12 protein-coding genes are annotated in these 13,878 nt (G+C 70.7%); 6 read left to right on the top strand and 6 right to left on the bottom strand.

The window, feature by feature from the left end; genetic code table 11:
• Positions 1–26: 26 nt before the first annotated feature.
• Together IM767_RS04615 and IM767_RS04620 are read left to right on the top strand one after the other, a co-directional pair.
• A complete protein-coding gene (locus IM767_RS04615) occupies positions 27–1,982 on the top strand; it encodes a GMC family oxidoreductase N-terminal domain-containing protein (protein ID WP_109211955.1) in 1,956 nt (651 codons plus the stop codon).
• 170 nt (positions 1,983–2,152) lie between these two features.
• The gene (locus tag IM767_RS04620; RefSeq protein ID WP_109211956.1) at positions 2,153–4,252 is read left to right on the top strand and encodes a glucose PTS transporter subunit IIA; all 2,100 of its coding nucleotides are present in this window, start codon (positions 2,153–2,155) and stop codon (positions 4,250–4,252) included.
• A 56-nt stretch (positions 4,253–4,308) separates the two neighbouring features.
• On the opposite strand, the gene pgi is transcribed toward IM767_RS04620, so the two are convergent.
• Entirely contained in the window at positions 4,309–5,988 is a 1,680-nt protein-coding gene (gene pgi, locus IM767_RS04625; RefSeq protein WP_109211957.1) for a glucose-6-phosphate isomerase, read from the bottom strand.
• 157 nt (positions 5,989–6,145) lie between these two features.
• Here pgi and IM767_RS04630 point away from each other — a divergent pair, with 157 nt between their 5' ends.
• The 3 genes from IM767_RS04630 (at position 6,146) to IM767_RS04640 (ending at position 7,925) form a co-directional block, all read left to right on the top strand.
• The gene (locus IM767_RS04630; protein WP_109211958.1) at positions 6,146–6,976 is read left to right on the top strand and encodes a Cof-type HAD-IIB family hydrolase; all 831 of its coding nucleotides are present in this window, start codon (positions 6,146–6,148) and stop codon (positions 6,974–6,976) included.
• A 69-nt stretch (positions 6,977–7,045) separates the two neighbouring features.
• Positions 7,046–7,432 carry an HNH endonuclease gene (locus IM767_RS04635; protein WP_109211959.1) on the top strand — a complete coding sequence of 129 codons (387 nt, stop codon included), beginning with the start codon at positions 7,046–7,048 and terminating at the stop codon, positions 7,430–7,432.
• A gap of 13 nt (positions 7,433–7,445) precedes the next feature.
• Positions 7,446–7,925, top strand: a complete 480-nt coding sequence (locus tag IM767_RS04640; protein ID WP_109211960.1) for a GNAT family N-acetyltransferase — start codon at positions 7,446–7,448, stop codon at positions 7,923–7,925.
• Here the strand turns inward: IM767_RS04640 and IM767_RS04645 are convergent.
• The 5 genes from IM767_RS04645 to IM767_RS04665 all read right to left on the bottom strand — a co-directional run bounded on the left by IM767_RS04645 (position 7,808) and on the right by IM767_RS04665 (position 12,217).
• Positions 7,808–9,592, bottom strand: a complete 1,785-nt coding sequence (locus IM767_RS04645; RefSeq protein WP_162564396.1) for a glycosyltransferase family 2 protein — start codon at positions 9,590–9,592, stop codon at positions 7,808–7,810. The genes IM767_RS04640 and IM767_RS04645 overlap by 118 nt on opposite strands.
• Before the next feature lie 300 nt (positions 9,593–9,892).
• Complete coding sequence (locus tag IM767_RS04650; protein ID WP_109211962.1) at positions 9,893–10,714, bottom strand: esterase/lipase family protein; 822 nt, start codon at positions 10,712–10,714, stop codon at positions 9,893–9,895.
• On the bottom strand, positions 10,711–11,070 hold the full coding sequence (locus IM767_RS04655) for a DUF1801 domain-containing protein (RefSeq protein WP_109211963.1): 360 nt from the start codon (positions 11,068–11,070) through the stop codon (positions 10,711–10,713). Before IM767_RS04655 ends, IM767_RS04650 begins: the two co-directional genes overlap by 4 nt.
• 6 nt (positions 11,071–11,076) lie before the next feature.
• Entirely contained in the window at positions 11,077–11,481 is a 405-nt protein-coding gene (locus tag IM767_RS04660; protein ID WP_109211964.1) for a DUF6855 family protein, read from the bottom strand.
• Between the two features lie 88 nt (positions 11,482–11,569).
• Positions 11,570–12,217 carry a TetR/AcrR family transcriptional regulator gene (locus IM767_RS04665; RefSeq protein WP_109211965.1) on the bottom strand — a complete coding sequence of 216 codons (648 nt, stop codon included), beginning with the start codon at positions 12,215–12,217 and terminating at the stop codon, positions 11,570–11,572.
• 114 nt (positions 12,218–12,331) lie between these two features.
• Here IM767_RS04665 and IM767_RS04670 point away from each other — a divergent pair, with 114 nt between their 5' ends.
• Positions 12,332–13,870 (top strand): MFS transporter, encoded by a 1,539-nt coding sequence (locus IM767_RS04670; RefSeq protein ID WP_275426035.1) that lies wholly within the window; start codon positions 12,332–12,334, stop codon positions 13,868–13,870.
• Positions 13,871–13,878: the final 8 nt, after the last annotated feature.

The following is a 13,878-nucleotide window of genomic DNA, read 5'->3' on the forward strand; positions in this document are numbered from 1 at the left end:
CAGCAACGGCGCACCAGGAGGCACCCATGACGTTGACCGCAGCGCAGCGGGCGACATTCGAGTCCATCTTCGACACCTTCGCCCCGGGCGACGGCAACGGCATCCCCTCGGCCACACGGCTCGGTGCGGTGCCGATCGCCGAGGGCATGCTCGAGGCGAACCCACGCAAGGAGGAGGCCGAGCTCCTCGCCCGCGTGCTATCCCTCTGGGACACACCGCTGGGCGGCATGCTCCTCGGCATCGGCCCGCGCAGGTTCTCGAGCCTGCCGGCCGCCAGACGCGAGGCCGCGCTCATCGCACTGTCGGACTCCCGCGTGCCGCTCAAGCGGGTGCTCTTCCAGAACCTCAAGTCCGCGGCGATGCTGTCGTACTACGTCGCGCCCGGCGCCGAGGGGGTGTCGCCGCTGTGGGCCGCGATGGGCTATCCCGGTCCGCCCGGGCCGCGGCAGGACGCATCGACCCCGCCGCTGCATCCGCAGACTCCGGAGTCGGAGCTCAGCCTCGACTGCGACGTCGTCGTCGTGGGGTCGGGTGCGGGCGGTGGAACGGCCGCGGCGGTGCTGGCCTCGGAGGGGCTGGACGTGGTCGTGCTCGAGAAGGGCGGCTACTACGACGACCGCGACTTCGACGGCAGCGAGCTGGGCGGCCTCGCGCGCCTGTACGCGCCAGGTCCGTCGGCGACCGCCGAGGGCCAGCTCAGCATCATGTCGGCGCAGTGCCTCGGGGGCGGCACGGTGGTCAACTTCTCCACCTCGTTCCGCACGCCCGACCACGTGCGCGAGGAGTGGGCGGCGCTCGGTGCGACGCAGTTCGCGACCTCCGAGTACGACCAGGCGCTCGATGCGGTGTGGGCTCGACTCGGTGTGACAGGTGCGTACAGCGCGCCGTCGCGCCGCGACCAGATCATGCAGCGCGGGCTTGAGAGCCTCAGCTGGCACGTCGGAGCGCTCGAGCGCAACGTGATCGGCTGCGACACCGGCATCGAGTGCGGCCGCTGCGGCTACGGGTGCCGCATCGGCGCCAAGCAGTCGGTGACGAAGACGTGGCTGGCCGACGCCGAGAGCAACGGCGCGCGGCTCTACACCGGTGTCGACGTGCGGAAGATCGAGACGTCGAACGGCGTCGCGACGGCGGTGACCGGGCGCACGGCCGCAGGACACGCGGTGACCGTCCGCGCCCGCGCGGTGGTCGTCGCCGGCGGCAGCGTCCAGACCCCGGCCCTGCTGCGGCGCTCGGGTCTGTCGAACCCGAACATCGGCAAGCACCTGCGTCTGCACCCCGCGACCGCCGTGTGGGCGGAGTTCGAGGAGGAGGTGCGGCCGTGGGAGGGCACCATGCAGTCGCGGTACTCCGCCGAGCATGCCGACCTGGACGGCTCCGGCTACGGCGCGGTCTACGAGACGGCGGCGGCGAACCCGGGGCTGTCGGTGGCGTTCCAATCGTGGCGCGGCGCGCAGACGCACCTCGAGGTGATGAAGCGCCTGGCGCACTACTCGAGCGTCGGCGTCATCACGCGCGACCAGGACTCCGGCGAGGTGCGCGTCGACAAGGCCGGCGAGCCGACGCTGCACTATCTGCTCTCCGACCGCGACGCCGCGCGCGTGCAGGCGGGCGTCGCCGGCGCGTCACGCATCCTCGAGGCGGCCGGTGCGCTGCGCATGTTCTCGGGCCATCAGGCGGGCATCGAGTGGACGCGCGCGAGCGGGGAGCCCCTGGACGCCTTCGTCGCCCGCTGCGGCGCGGCCGGCTACGGGCCCGGTCGCTGCTCGATGGCGGCCCTGCACATCATGGGATCTGCGCGCATGGGCGGCTCGGCCGACACCAGCGCCCTCGATCCCGACGGCGCGACGTGGGAGGTGCCGAACATCGTCGTGGCCGACGCGTCCACCTTCCCGACCGCGTCGGGGGTGAATCCGATGATCTCCATCGAGGCGATCGCGTACATGAACGCCACCCGGCTGGCCGGGCGTCTGCGGGCCTGAAGACGGCGATGACGGATGCCGCGACCCGGCGCGCCGCCGCGGCGCGCGGCATCCGGAATCTTCGTCCTCACCGGGGTATATCGCTGAATGAGAGGGGACCGCTAGCGTAGCGCTCGACGGGGCACAGGCGTGGAGTGCGTCGTCGACGCGTTCCTCGAAGGAGAGATCCCATGGGTACATCGTCTGCAGCCGACATCGTCACCGCCGTCGGCGGTGCGAACAACATCGAGAGCCTCACGCACTGCGCGACGAGGCTCAGATTCCAGCTTCGGGACGCGTCCGGCGTCGATCCGAAGGCCGTCGAGGCGGTCCCCGGGGTGATGGGCGCGGTTCCCCAGGCGGGCGAGCGGTTCCAGGTGGTGATCGGCGGCGGCGTGCAGAACGTCTACAACGACATCATGGCGCTGCCCGAGATGAAGGACGGCGGCGGGGCCGCGGCAGCCGACGACGACATCGACGCGATCAAGGCGCGCGAACGGGCCAAGGGCGTGCGCGGCAAGGTCGCGTGGATCGACTCGTTGTTCGAGTTCCTGTCGGACTCGTTCCGGCCGATTCTCGGCGCGCTGCTGGGCGCCTCGTTCTTCATCACGTTCATGGCTCTGATGGCGACGCTCGACGTCATCCCGGACTGGAACGCGCCGGGGGTCACGCTCGATCCGTCGTGGGCCTTCATCAACCTGATGTGGCAGAGCGTCTTCGTCTTCCTGCCGCTCATGGTCGCCTACAACGCGACGAAGAAGGTCGGCGCCGATCCGTGGGTGGGCTTCGCGATCATGGCGGTGCTCATGCTGCCGGGGTTCACCTCTCTCGCCGAGGGTGTCGAGCCGACGGCGCTGTTCGGCATCGAGGCCGCGCAGGTCGCGATCGTCCCGATCTTCGGCATCCCGATGCCGATCGCGAACTACAGCTCGCAGGTGTTCCCGCCGCTGCTCATGGCGGCGGCGCTGGGCCCGCTGTACAAGCTGCTGCGGAAGATCATCGCCGCGAACCTGCAGCTCATCTTCGTGCCGTTCTTCGCGATGCTCATCATGATGCCGCTGACCGCGTTCGTGATCGGGCCGATCGGCGTCTACGTCGGGGCGGTGCTGGCTCAGGCTCTCGCGGCGATCAACAGCTTCTCGCCGTTCATCTTCGCCATCGTGATCCCGCTCGCCTATCCCTTCATGGTGCCGCTCGGCCTGCACTGGCCCATCAACGCGATCATGCTCCTCAACATCCAGACGCTCGGGTACGACTTCATCCAGGGTCCGATGGGCGCGTGGAACTTCGCCTGCTTCGGCGCCACCGCGGGCGTGCTCGTCCTGTCGATGCGCCACCGCGACACCCAGATGCGGCAGACCGCCACGGGCGCGCTGGCTGCAGGCCTCCTCGGCGGCATCTCGGAGCCGTCGCTGTACGGCATCCATCTGCGGTTCAAGCGCATCTACCCGCGCATGCTCGTGGGCTGCTTCGTCGGCGGCCTCACGATCGGCGTCGGCAGCCTCATCATGGGCCTCGAGAACGGCGTCACCACGCAGGCCTTCGTCTTCACGTCGCTGCTGACGATCCCGGCGTTCCAGCCGACGGGTCTCTACGCGATCGCGATCGGGCTGGCGTTCTTCACCTCGATGTTCCTGGTCATCTGGTCGAACTTCCGCACCCCCGAGCAGCAGGCCGAGTTCGAGGCGGCGCGTGACGCCGCCGAAGCCGCAGCGGCCGCCGAGCACGTCGCGCCCGCCGCGGTCGAGGCCGCGGAGCCCCGCGCGATCGACGCGTCGGACGCCGCTCCGGCCGCCGCGGCGATGGCCACCGCTACCGCCGTGCGCGAGGTCGCCGTCGAGGTGCTCTCGCCGCTCGCCGGCCGCGTGGTGCCGCTGTCTGAGGTGCCTGACCCGGTGTTCGCGGGGGGAGTGATGGGTCCGGGCGCCGCCATCGAGCCGACCGGCGACACGGTGTTCGCACCGGGGGCGGGCGTCATCGCAGCGGCCCAGCCGACGGGCCACGCGTTCGGCATCGTGCTGGACGGCGGTGTGGAGCTGCTGATCCACGTCGGCATCGACACCGTCAACCTCAAGGGCGAAGGCTTCGACGTCAAGGTGAAGAACGGAGACCGTGTCGAGCTGGGCACGCCGCTGGTCACCTTCGACCGCGAGGTCATCGAGAAGGCGGGGTATCCGCTCATCACGCCGGTCATCGTGCTCAACGCCGACGACTTCGGCGAGGTGTCGCCGGTGCTCGAGGGCGAGATCGCCGTCGGAGCGTCGCTGATCACCGTCGACAAGAAGGAGTAGCGGGAACGGATGCCGCGACCCGGCGCGGTGCGCCGGGTCGCGGCATCCGTCCGCTTCTAATTGCGGTGCGCGGCGTAGTACGCCAGCAGCGACCGGGTCGAGGCGTCCTGCGCCGCGATCGCGGCCTCGTCGCCCTCGATCGCGGGGGCGATCTGCAGGGCGAGCTGCTTGCCGAGCTCGACGCCCCACTGGTCGAACGAGTTGACGCCCCAGATCACGCCCTGCGTGAAGGTGATGTGCTCGTAGAGCGCGACGAGCTGGCCGAGCACGGCAGGCGTGAGCGCCGGCGCGAAGATCGACGTCGTGGGCTTGTTGCCCGCGAAGGTGCGGGCGGCGACGAGCGCGCCCGTGGTCCCCTCGGCCTCGACCTCATCGGCAGTCTTGCCGAAGGCGAGTGCCTTCGTCTGCGCGAGGAAGTTCGACAGGAACAGGCCGTGCACGTCGCGGCCGTCGTCCTCGAGTGCGTACGCGGGGTTCGCGAAGGCGATGAAGTCGGCGGGGATCAGCCGCGTGCCCTGGTGGATGAGCTGGTAGAACGCGTGCTGGCCGTTGGTGCCCGGCTCGCCCCAGAACACCTCGCCGGTGTCGGTGGTCACGGGCGAGCCGTCCCACCGGACGGACTTGCCGTTGGACTCCATCGTCAGCTGCTGCAGGTACGCGGCGAACCGCGAGAGCTGCTGGGCGTACGGCAGCACCGCGTGCGACTGCGCGCCGAGGAAGTTCGAATACCAGACGTTGAGAAGGCCCATGAGCACCGGCACGTTGCGCTCGAGCGGCGTGTTCGCCACATGCTCGTCGACCGCGTGGAACCCGGCGAGCAGCTCGCGGAACACGTCGGGGCCGAGCTCGATCATGAGCGAGAGGCCGATCGCCGAGTCCACGGAGTAGCGCCCGCCGACCCAGTCCCAGAAGCCGAAGGCGTTTTCGGTGTCGATGCCGAATGCGGCGACCTTGGCGAGCGCGGTCGAGACGGCGACGAAGTGGTGCGCGACGGCATCCGTCTTCTGCTCGTCCGAACCGTCGATCGCGCCCGACTCCTCCAGCCCCGCCCACAGCCAGTCGCGCGCGAGGCGGGCATTGGTCAGGGTCTCCAGGGTCGTGAATGTCTTCGACGCGACGATGAAGAGGGTGGTCTCGGGGTCGAGGTCCTTGGTCTTGTTCGCGAGGTCGAAGGGGTCGATGTTCGACACGAAGCGGGCCTGGATGCCGGCGGTGGCGTACGGCTCGAGCGCGGCCGAGATCATCACCGGACCGAGGTCGGAGCCGCCGATGCCGATGTTGACGATGTGCGTGACCTTCTTGCCCGTCACGCCCTTCCACTCGCCCGAGCGCACGCGGTCGGCGAAAGCGGTCATGGCCGTCAGCACGGACTGGACGTCGGCATCGACGTCCTGCCCGTCGACCACGAGAGCGGGCTGCGCGCCGGCCGGGCGGCGCAGGGCGGTGTGCAGCACCGCGCGGTCCTCGGTGGTGTTGATGTGCTCGCCGGCGAGCATCGCGGCGTAGCGCTCGGCGACGCCGGTCTGCTCTGCCAGGCGCACGAGCGCTGCGAGGATCTCGTCGGTCACGAGGTTCTTGGACAGGTCGACGTGCAGATCGGCCAGCTCGAAGCTGAGGCGCTCGGCGCGGCGCGGATCGATTGCGAACCAGTCGCGCAGATCGGGGGCGAACGAGTCGCGGATCGAGCTGAGCTCGGCCCAGGCGGACGTGGTGGTGGCATCGACGGGAGCGGTCACGCCCCCTAAGGTACCTGCGCGGGTGCGCCCGGTGGTTTCGTGTTGCTCACTGACGTCGGTCGCGCGTTGTGAGCCCCGCGAGCGCCCGGGTACGCGTGAGGCGGCCCGTTGCGCCGCCCGACGGACGCTCAGGTGCCGAACGTAGGGTGGAGTCGCCATGCCTTTCCCCTCACCCGACCTCCGCCTGATCGCCGTCGACATGGACGGCACGCTGCTCGACGGCGCCGGCCGGATCCCCGACGCCCTCTGGCCCCTGCTCGACCGGCTGCACGCCCGCGGCATCCGCTTCGCCCCGGCCAGCGGCCGCCAGCTCGCGACGCTCCAGCATGCGTTCGCGCGCCACCTCGACGACACCGTCTTCATCGCCGAGAACGGCGCGTACGTCGTGGAGGGCGAGGCGGAGATCAGCTCCGACGCGATGGACGCCGCGTTCACCGCCGGCCTCGTGGTGCGGCTGCGGGCGCTCGCCGAGGCGGGGCGCGACCTGGGCGTCGTCGTGTGCGGCAAGCGCTCCGCCTACATCGAGCGGGCCGACGAGGCCTTCCTCGCCGAGGCGGAGAAGTATTACGCGCGGCTCGAGGTCGTCGAGGATCTGCTCGCGGTCGACGATCAGATCCTCAAGGTCGCGATCTTCGATTTCGCGGATGCCGCGTCCACCGCTCCGGCGCTCGACGATCTGCGTGCGACGCACCAGGTGGTCGTCTCGGGCCATCACTGGATCGACGTGATGAACCTGGGCGTGAACAAGGGTGTCGCGCTGCGGCGCCTCCAGCGGGCGACCGGCATCACCCACGAGCAGACGGCGGTGTTCGGCGACTACCTCAACGACCTCGAGATGATGGATGCCGCGTCCCTGTCGTTCGCGATGGCCAACGCGCATCCGGATGTGACCGAGCGGGCGCGCTACCGCGCGCCGTCGAACCTCGACCACGGCGTGATCACGACGATCGAGAAGCTCCTCGACGGCGTGCCCGACCCCGTCGCCTGACCCGCTCGCGCGCGCGACGCCGGGCGGGCCTGCGCCACGCGGGACGCCGCGGTGGGTAGCGTTTCGAGCATGGCGGTGAGTCAGTCCCGACGAGCGCGCGCAGCGCGGCGCCGCGCGCGCCGTGTCGCGGCGGCCGACAACGACCTCACCCCGGGCGAGTGGGCCGACCTGCTCGAGGCCTGGGGTGCGTGCGCCTACTGCGGCGCGGTGGACGGCCCGTTCCAGAAGGACTGCGTCCTGCCGATCTCGCGCGGCGGCCGCTACACGTTCGAGAACGTGGTGCCGGCGTGCCGCTCATGCAACGCGAGCAAGTGCAACGACGAGGTCACCGGCTGGCTGCGTCGCAAGCGCCTCGACGAGCGCGCGTTCCTGCTGCGTCATGTCGAGGTGCTCGCCGCCTGGCGTGCGACGACGACGGCGCCGGTCGCCGTGTCGTCCACCGGTGCCGACGACTAGGGTCGGACCTGCCATGACCCTCGCCATCCGTCCCTACGAGTCCCGCGACTGGGACGCCATCAGCCGCATCCACGACGCCGCCCGTCTCGACGAGCTGCGCGGCGCCGGCCTCCTCGACGCCTACCTGCCCCTGGCCGACACCTACGAGAACGAGGGTCTCTTCGACGACGAGGTGTGGATCGCCGAGGACGCCGGCCGCGTGGCGGGCTTCCTCGCCGGGAGCGTCGGGGAGCAGGGCGGCGAGATCACGTGGATCTACGTCGACCCGGCCCTGTACCGACGGGGGATCGGCCGCGCTCTCGTCGAGCACTTCATCGCGCGTGCGGGCGGCCCGGTCGAGCTCGAGGTGCTCGACGGCAACGGGGCCCGCGACTTCTACGAGGCGCTCGGCTTCGTGCTGGCGTCCACCACGACCGGCAAGCTCGCCGGCAACGAGTCGTTCACCGCGACCGGCCACACCCTCGTCTGGACGCCCGGCGCGGCATCCGTCTGACCGTCGCGGCTCGCGCGCATCGCCGCTCGGCGGCAACGACCGGGCCACCGCAGCCGATCCCGGTCCACAACGAATAGCACGCGACCCGCATGGTCGCCGTAGAACACACCCACGCCGACGATGCACACGGCCAGGAACAGCGCGCCGAGCGCGGGCCAGAGCTCCTGCCGAACGGCGAAGGCGAGCGCCCACCCGAGCTGGTACACAACGAAGCACATCTCGGCGACGACGTAGGGCCAGTGGATCCGCACCGAGGCGCGCTTCGCGCGGGGGGCGGATGCCGCGGCCGTCGCGCCGTTGGCACCTCCGAGCGCGGCCGTCTTCGGCGTGCGCTCGAACTCGGTGTGCAGGGGGCCCGCGAGTCCCTCGAGGTAGGCGCAGAACTGGTGGGGGAGCATCCCGGTGTTGATCGCGACGTACGGGACGATCCGCGCGAGCCGGGCGCGCAGGCGCGCCGCTGCGTCGGGGTAGGGCTGCGGGGTGGCGAGCGAGGCGAGCACCGTGGCGAGCACGACCCACACGACCATCGGCGCCAGGTACACCGTCGCGCCCACGGCCGGGCCGAAAACGCCGAACCAGAGGCCGGCGTCGATGAGGGCGGGCAGCAGGACGACCCAGAGGCCCCAGAGCGGCCACTGCCACGGAATGCCCATGTGATACAGCAGGTGGAGGCGTCTGGCTGGCGAGGTTTCGTACGCGCGGGCGAGCGTGCGCAGGTGCAGCCGCTGCACCTGCGCCCAGCCCTGCGTCCATCGCCGCTGCTGCGCTTTGTACGCCGTGAAGGTCGCGGGCAGCTCGGCGGGAGCGATGACGCTGCGAACGAAGGTGGTCCGGTACCCGGCGAACAGGTGACGGAAGCTCAGCTCGCAGTCCTCGACGAGGCTCGCCGCCTTCCAGCCGCCGGCCGCCTGGATCGCGCTCGCGCGCCAGATCCCCGCGGTGCCGGTGAAGTTCACGAAATCCCACCGCGACGCGCGCCATGACATCTGGACGGTGTGGTGATCGTCCACCCAGAGCGACTGGGCTCGGGTGAGGGCTGATTGCGACGCGTTGAGGTGTCCCCACTGGGCCTGCACGAGAGCGAGGTCGCTCAGCGCCGCGCCGTCGGCATCGAAGAAGTGCGGGACGCAGCGCTCGAGGAAGTCCGGGGTGGGGAGGAAGTCGGCGTCGAAGATCGCGATGAACTCGGCGTCGGTGCGTCGGCGTCCGGCCTCCAGCGCGCCGGCCTTGTAGCCCACCCGGTCCACGCGGCGCAGGACGTCGACGCGGATGTCGCGGCGAGCGCGGAGTGTGTCGGCGGCGGCATCGACGAGCGCACGGGCGTCGGCGTCGGTCGAGTCGTCGAGCACCTGCACGTGCAGGAGCTGGTTCGGCCAGCGGAGCGCGCCGACGGCGGCGATGATCCTGGCCGACACGGCGGCCTCGTTGAACAGCGGCACCTGGACGCACACCGATGGGAGTGCGACGGGCAGCGCCCCCGGAACGGGCATGCGCCGCCCGCGCCACAGGAAGCCGACGCGCTCGATGAAACCTGCCGCCAGGAACGCGGAGATGGCACAGAAGGGCGCGTGCAACCCGATCGTGGCGAGCCACCAGCCCGCGCTGCCGACGGCGGGCGCGGGCACGGCGGCGACCAGGGCGGCAAGCGAGAGCAGGGTGATACCCACGCCGACGGCCGTGTGCCACCACGGTCGCGGAGGACGTGAGGGCGCGACCTGCTCGGTATGCGATGGCCGGGTATCGGTGACCATGGGAGTTCCCTTCCGTGTCGGGCGGGGAACGCCGTCGTCCCGTGGGGTCGACGGTAGGAAGGGGGTGTGTGGCCGCCCTAAGCCGCGCATGAGAGGTCGTTTACCCGGACGTGACCACCCTTGGGTCATCGACGGGACGATCCGGCTCCGCGCGGAATCGCGAAAGGAGTGATCTCCGCACGGCGCTTGGCGGAAACCCTCTCGCGCCTCGGAGTGTCAGGCGGGGGTGGGTCGGGCGAGCAGCGCGATGCCCTCGAGCACCGCACGCTGGGTCGCACGTGCGCTGAGCACTCGGAAGTGGCCCGAGGTCGGCACAGCGATGTTCGTGGCGCCGTCGAGCGCGCTGCCCTCCGGGATGTGGGGGTCCCACGGGCCGAAGACCGACACGATGCGCCCGTTGACCGAGGTCTCGCGTCCCAGCGTCAGGATCGTCTCGTCGCTGGGACGGAATGCCCGGATGCTGGGAACGACGAACAGGCTCGCCAGCCGCGAGCCGCCGAACGGCGTCGCGACGGCCACGAGGCCGATGAGGCCGAGCGGCCGCCCGCCGTCGGTCGCGGCTGCCGCGGCCGCGGCGGGATCTCCTCCCGCCGCGGCCACTCCGGCCGCGCGCGCGGCGGCCCCAGACGAGACCAGCAGGTGCTTGCCGATGAGCCCGCCCTTGCTGTGGGCCACGAGCACGCGCCCAGCGTCGGGGGCCGATGTGCGGGCGAGCAGTTCGCCGAGGCGGTCGGCCGTCGCCGGGATTCCCCGGCGGTTCACGCCCAACCCGTGCACGACCCTCACGCGGTGTCCGGCGGACGCGAGGGCGTCACCGAGCGGCCGCAGGAACGTCCAGTGCTCATACACCCCCGGCACGAGGTACACCTCCGGCAGCGCCGGGTCGCCACCGGACCACGAGGAAGGCGTCGGGCGTGGCCGCCCGACGGCCCACGGGAACGAGAAGACCGCGAACTGGCGGCGGGCGGCGTAGACGTAGTCCGCCACCCAGTCCAGCCCGCGGCGGATCAGGTTAGGCGGCGCGATCGTAGCGGTCATGCGTCCTTCGCCGCGATCCAGGCGCGCACCAGCTGCTGCAGCGCCGCGCGCTTGTGGTCGAGATCGGCCTGGTCGGCGAACTTCGCCACGCGCGACACGTCGCCCTCGCCGTCGAGGATGCCGTCCGGGTCGGGGAGCATCGCTCCGGTGTGGAACATCAAGCTCGCGTGCGTGCGGGTCTTCGGGTAGAACGAGGCGATGTTGCCCTTGTAGACGAACGTCGGCGCCTGCCACTTGATCGTCTCGGACACGCGCGGGTCGGCGTCCAATACAGCGCGGCGGACCGCGTCGACGAGCGCCTTCTGCGGATTGTCGTAGCGCTCGAACCACGCGTCGACGTCGGGTGAGGTCGGCATCGGGGCTCAGATCGCCCGCATACGGTTGCCGCGCTTCTCATGCGTGAGCTCCGCCAGGCCGAGCTCCTCGAGCAACGGCGGCAGATACATGCCGAAGCGTCCGCGGTACCCCTTTCGCAGGCCGTACCAGCCGCCGACGGGATTGCCCTCGTCGCGACCCCACGCCTCGACCGTGCCGGCAGCGGGGAGCTTCTGCTCGTCGGCGGCGCCGAGCGGCACCCACTCGTCCTGCTCGCGCAGCCACCCGGCGAGATCGTCGACGGCGCTCAGGTGGTACCTCAGCGTCGTGGAGCCCACCTGGCAGATCAGCGCCGGCGGGTCGGCCGTCTCGTCGCGGTACATCGTGTACTCACTGGTCCCCGGCGCCGTCGTCAGCCGCCACGGGTCGTCTGCGGTCCCCGAGCCACTCATACCGGCCCCCTTCGTCCATGCGAGTCTTGCTGGTCGGGCTATGCAGAGCAAGGACTCGACAGCACCGGCGCGATGCGCTCGGCGGTCGTCAGGCGTCAGGCGGCGCAGGGGTGCCGCGGACGCCGGTGATCGCGGACTCCACGACCGACGCCGCCAGCGCGTCGATGACCGGGGCCGGCTGCCACCGCACCGGCCCGTGCACGGCGATGTCGGCGAATCCGTGGACGGCCGACCAGCACGCCCATTCGGCGTACGGCCGACGCTCGGCGTCGAGCGCCCCGGCCTCCACCATGGCGTCGAGCGTGTCCATCAGGAGGCGGAAGGGGGCGACGATCTCGTCGTCGAGGGTCACGATGCCGTCGTTCGCGTGGGTGTCCTGTGTGAAGAAGGCGGTCTCGAACCAGCCGCGCTCGGCGCGGGCGAAGGCGATGTAGGCGAGACCGACCCGCCGCAGGCGCTCGATCGCGGCTGCGGCGGGGGCGAGGTCGTCGGGCGCGGCCTCGACCCGCTCGATGATCGCGGCGGCCAGCGCGAGCTGCGCCTCACGGGCGACGGCCCGCACGAGCGCGTCGCGGTCGGCGAAGTGGCGGTAGGCGGCGTTGGGAGAGACGCCGGCGGCCCGCGTGGCCTCGCGCAGCGTCACCGCGGCCGGACCGCCGCTGCGGGCGAGCTGCAGTCCCTCGTCGATGAGGGCACGTCGGAGGTCCCCGTGATGATAGGTGCGCGCGGTGCTCATTGCGTCCTCCCGCCCCGGTGTGTACGTTGTGAGCACTGAATGTGAACAGTGTCCACATCCAGCTTAGGCCCTCGCCCCGCCCTCCCCGATCGCGAACACGCCGAAGGAACAGCCATGAGCCAGCCGACCCCTGCGGGGCCCGCCGGATCCGAAGACAGTCTCCAGATGCCGCCGGGTGCGCGCACGCTCCGCGCTTTCTACCAAGTGCTGATCAACACCGCGGTGGCCAATGTCACGACCAGCTACCTCTGGTTCGCGCTGACCTTCTGGGTCTACCTCGAGACCCAGTCCGTCCTCGCCACCGCGATCATCGGCGGCTCGTACATGCTGCTCGTGGCGGTGTTCGGCGTGGTGTTCGGCGTGATCGTCGACCACATGAAGAAGAAGGCCGTGATGCTCCTGTCGAGCATCGTGACGACCGTCGCCTACCTCCTCGCCGGCGCGATCTTCCTCGTCTTCCCCGAGAGCACCCTGCTCGACTGGACCGGGCCGTGGTTCTGGGTGTTCGCCGGTGTCATCCTGATCGGCGGCGTGGTGGAGAATCTCCGCAACATCGCCCTGTCGACGACGGTGACCCTGCTGGTGCCGGCCGATCGGCGTGAGAACGCCAACGGCCTCGTCGGCGCGGTCCAGGGCATCGCGTTCATGGTGACCAGCGTGTTCTCGGGGCTGTCGATCGGGCTCCTCGGCATGGGCTGGACGGTCGCGATCGCGATCGCCGCGACCGGCGTGGCGCTCATCCACCTCCTGTTCGTGCCGATTCCCGAACGGGGGGTCGCCCACGTCGAGGGTCAGGCGCCGCAGGGCCTCGGGTTCCGCGGCGTGATCCCCGCCGTCATGGCGGTGCCGGGCCTGCTCGCCCTGATCCTGTTCGCGACGTTCAACAACCTCGTGGGCGGCGTGTTCATGGCGCTGATGGACCCCTACGGACTCACCCTGTTCTCGGTCGAAGTGTGGGGCATCGTGCTCGGCGTCACGAGCTTCGGCTTCATCATCGGCGGCGCGCTGGTCGCCAAGTTCGGCCTCGGCAAGAACCCCGTCCGCACGCTCCTGCTGGTCAACATCGGCGTCGCGCTGCTCGGGATGACCTTCGCGATCCGCGAGTGGTGGTGGCTCTACGCCCTGGGCATCCTCATCTTCATGTCGCTCATGCCGATCGCCGAGGCTGCCGAGCAGACGATCGTGCAGCGCGTCGTGCCATTCGAGAAGCAGGGCCGCGTCTTCGGCTTCGCCGCGAGCGTCGAGTCGGCCGCCGCACCCGTATCGGCGTTCATCATCGGACCGATCGCCCAGTTCTGGCTGATCCCGTACATGGAGTCGCCCGAGGGGCAGGAAAGGTTCGGCTGGCTGCTCGGCGAGGGCGAGGCGCGCGGCATCGCGCTGGCTTTCGTCGGCGCGAGCCTGCTCCTGCTGCTCGTCGTGCTGCTGGCCTTCTTCTCCAAGCCCTACCGCGAGCTCTCCGATGCGTACGCGGCCGCACCCCCGTCGCTGCACACCGACGGGGCCGAGAGCGATGGCCCAGGGACGGACGGCGACGAGGCCGTCGAGAAGAGAACGGATGCCGCCACCGCCACCTCCGACGGGCACGCCGTCCCCGGCTCGACCGTCTCGGCACAGATCCCGGCCGACGACGTCAGGTCGTGGCGCGGCTGACCCGGCCT

This window comes from Microbacterium ureisolvens (genome assembly GCF_015278315.1).
Taxonomy (GTDB): domain Bacteria; phylum Actinomycetota; class Actinomycetes; order Actinomycetales; family Microbacteriaceae; genus Microbacterium; species Microbacterium ureisolvens.

What these genes read in the sequence shown, in the direction of transcription:
- IM767_RS04655 (WP_109211963.1), bottom strand. Translation starts at nt 11,070, where the DNA reads ATGCCGACCTCACCCGACGTCGACGCGTGGTTCGAGCGCTACGACAAT.
- IM767_RS04630 (WP_109211958.1), top strand. Translation starts at nt 6,146, where the DNA reads ATGCCTTTCCCCTCACCCGACCTCCGCCTGATCGCCGTCGACATGGAC.
- IM767_RS04660 (WP_109211964.1), bottom strand. Translation starts at nt 11,481, where the DNA reads ATGAGTGGCTCGGGGACCGCAGACGACCCGTGGCGGCTGACGACGGCG.
- IM767_RS04640 (WP_109211960.1), top strand. Translation starts at nt 7,446, where the DNA reads ATGACCCTCGCCATCCGTCCCTACGAGTCCCGCGACTGGGACGCCATC.
- IM767_RS04615 (WP_109211955.1), top strand. Translation starts at nt 27, where the DNA reads ATGACGTTGACCGCAGCGCAGCGGGCGACATTCGAGTCCATCTTCGAC.
- IM767_RS04670 (WP_275426035.1), top strand. Translation starts at nt 12,332, where the DNA reads ATGAGCCAGCCGACCCCTGCGGGGCCCGCCGGATCCGAAGACAGTCTC.
- IM767_RS04635 (WP_109211959.1), top strand. Translation starts at nt 7,046, where the DNA reads ATGGCGGTGAGTCAGTCCCGACGAGCGCGCGCAGCGCGGCGCCGCGCG.
- IM767_RS04650 (WP_109211962.1), bottom strand. Translation starts at nt 10,714, where the DNA reads ATGACCGCTACGATCGCGCCGCCTAACCTGATCCGCCGCGGGCTGGAC.
- IM767_RS04620 (WP_109211956.1), top strand. Translation starts at nt 2,153, where the DNA reads ATGGGTACATCGTCTGCAGCCGACATCGTCACCGCCGTCGGCGGTGCG.
- IM767_RS04665 (WP_109211965.1), bottom strand. Translation starts at nt 12,217, where the DNA reads ATGAGCACCGCGCGCACCTATCATCACGGGGACCTCCGACGTGCCCTC.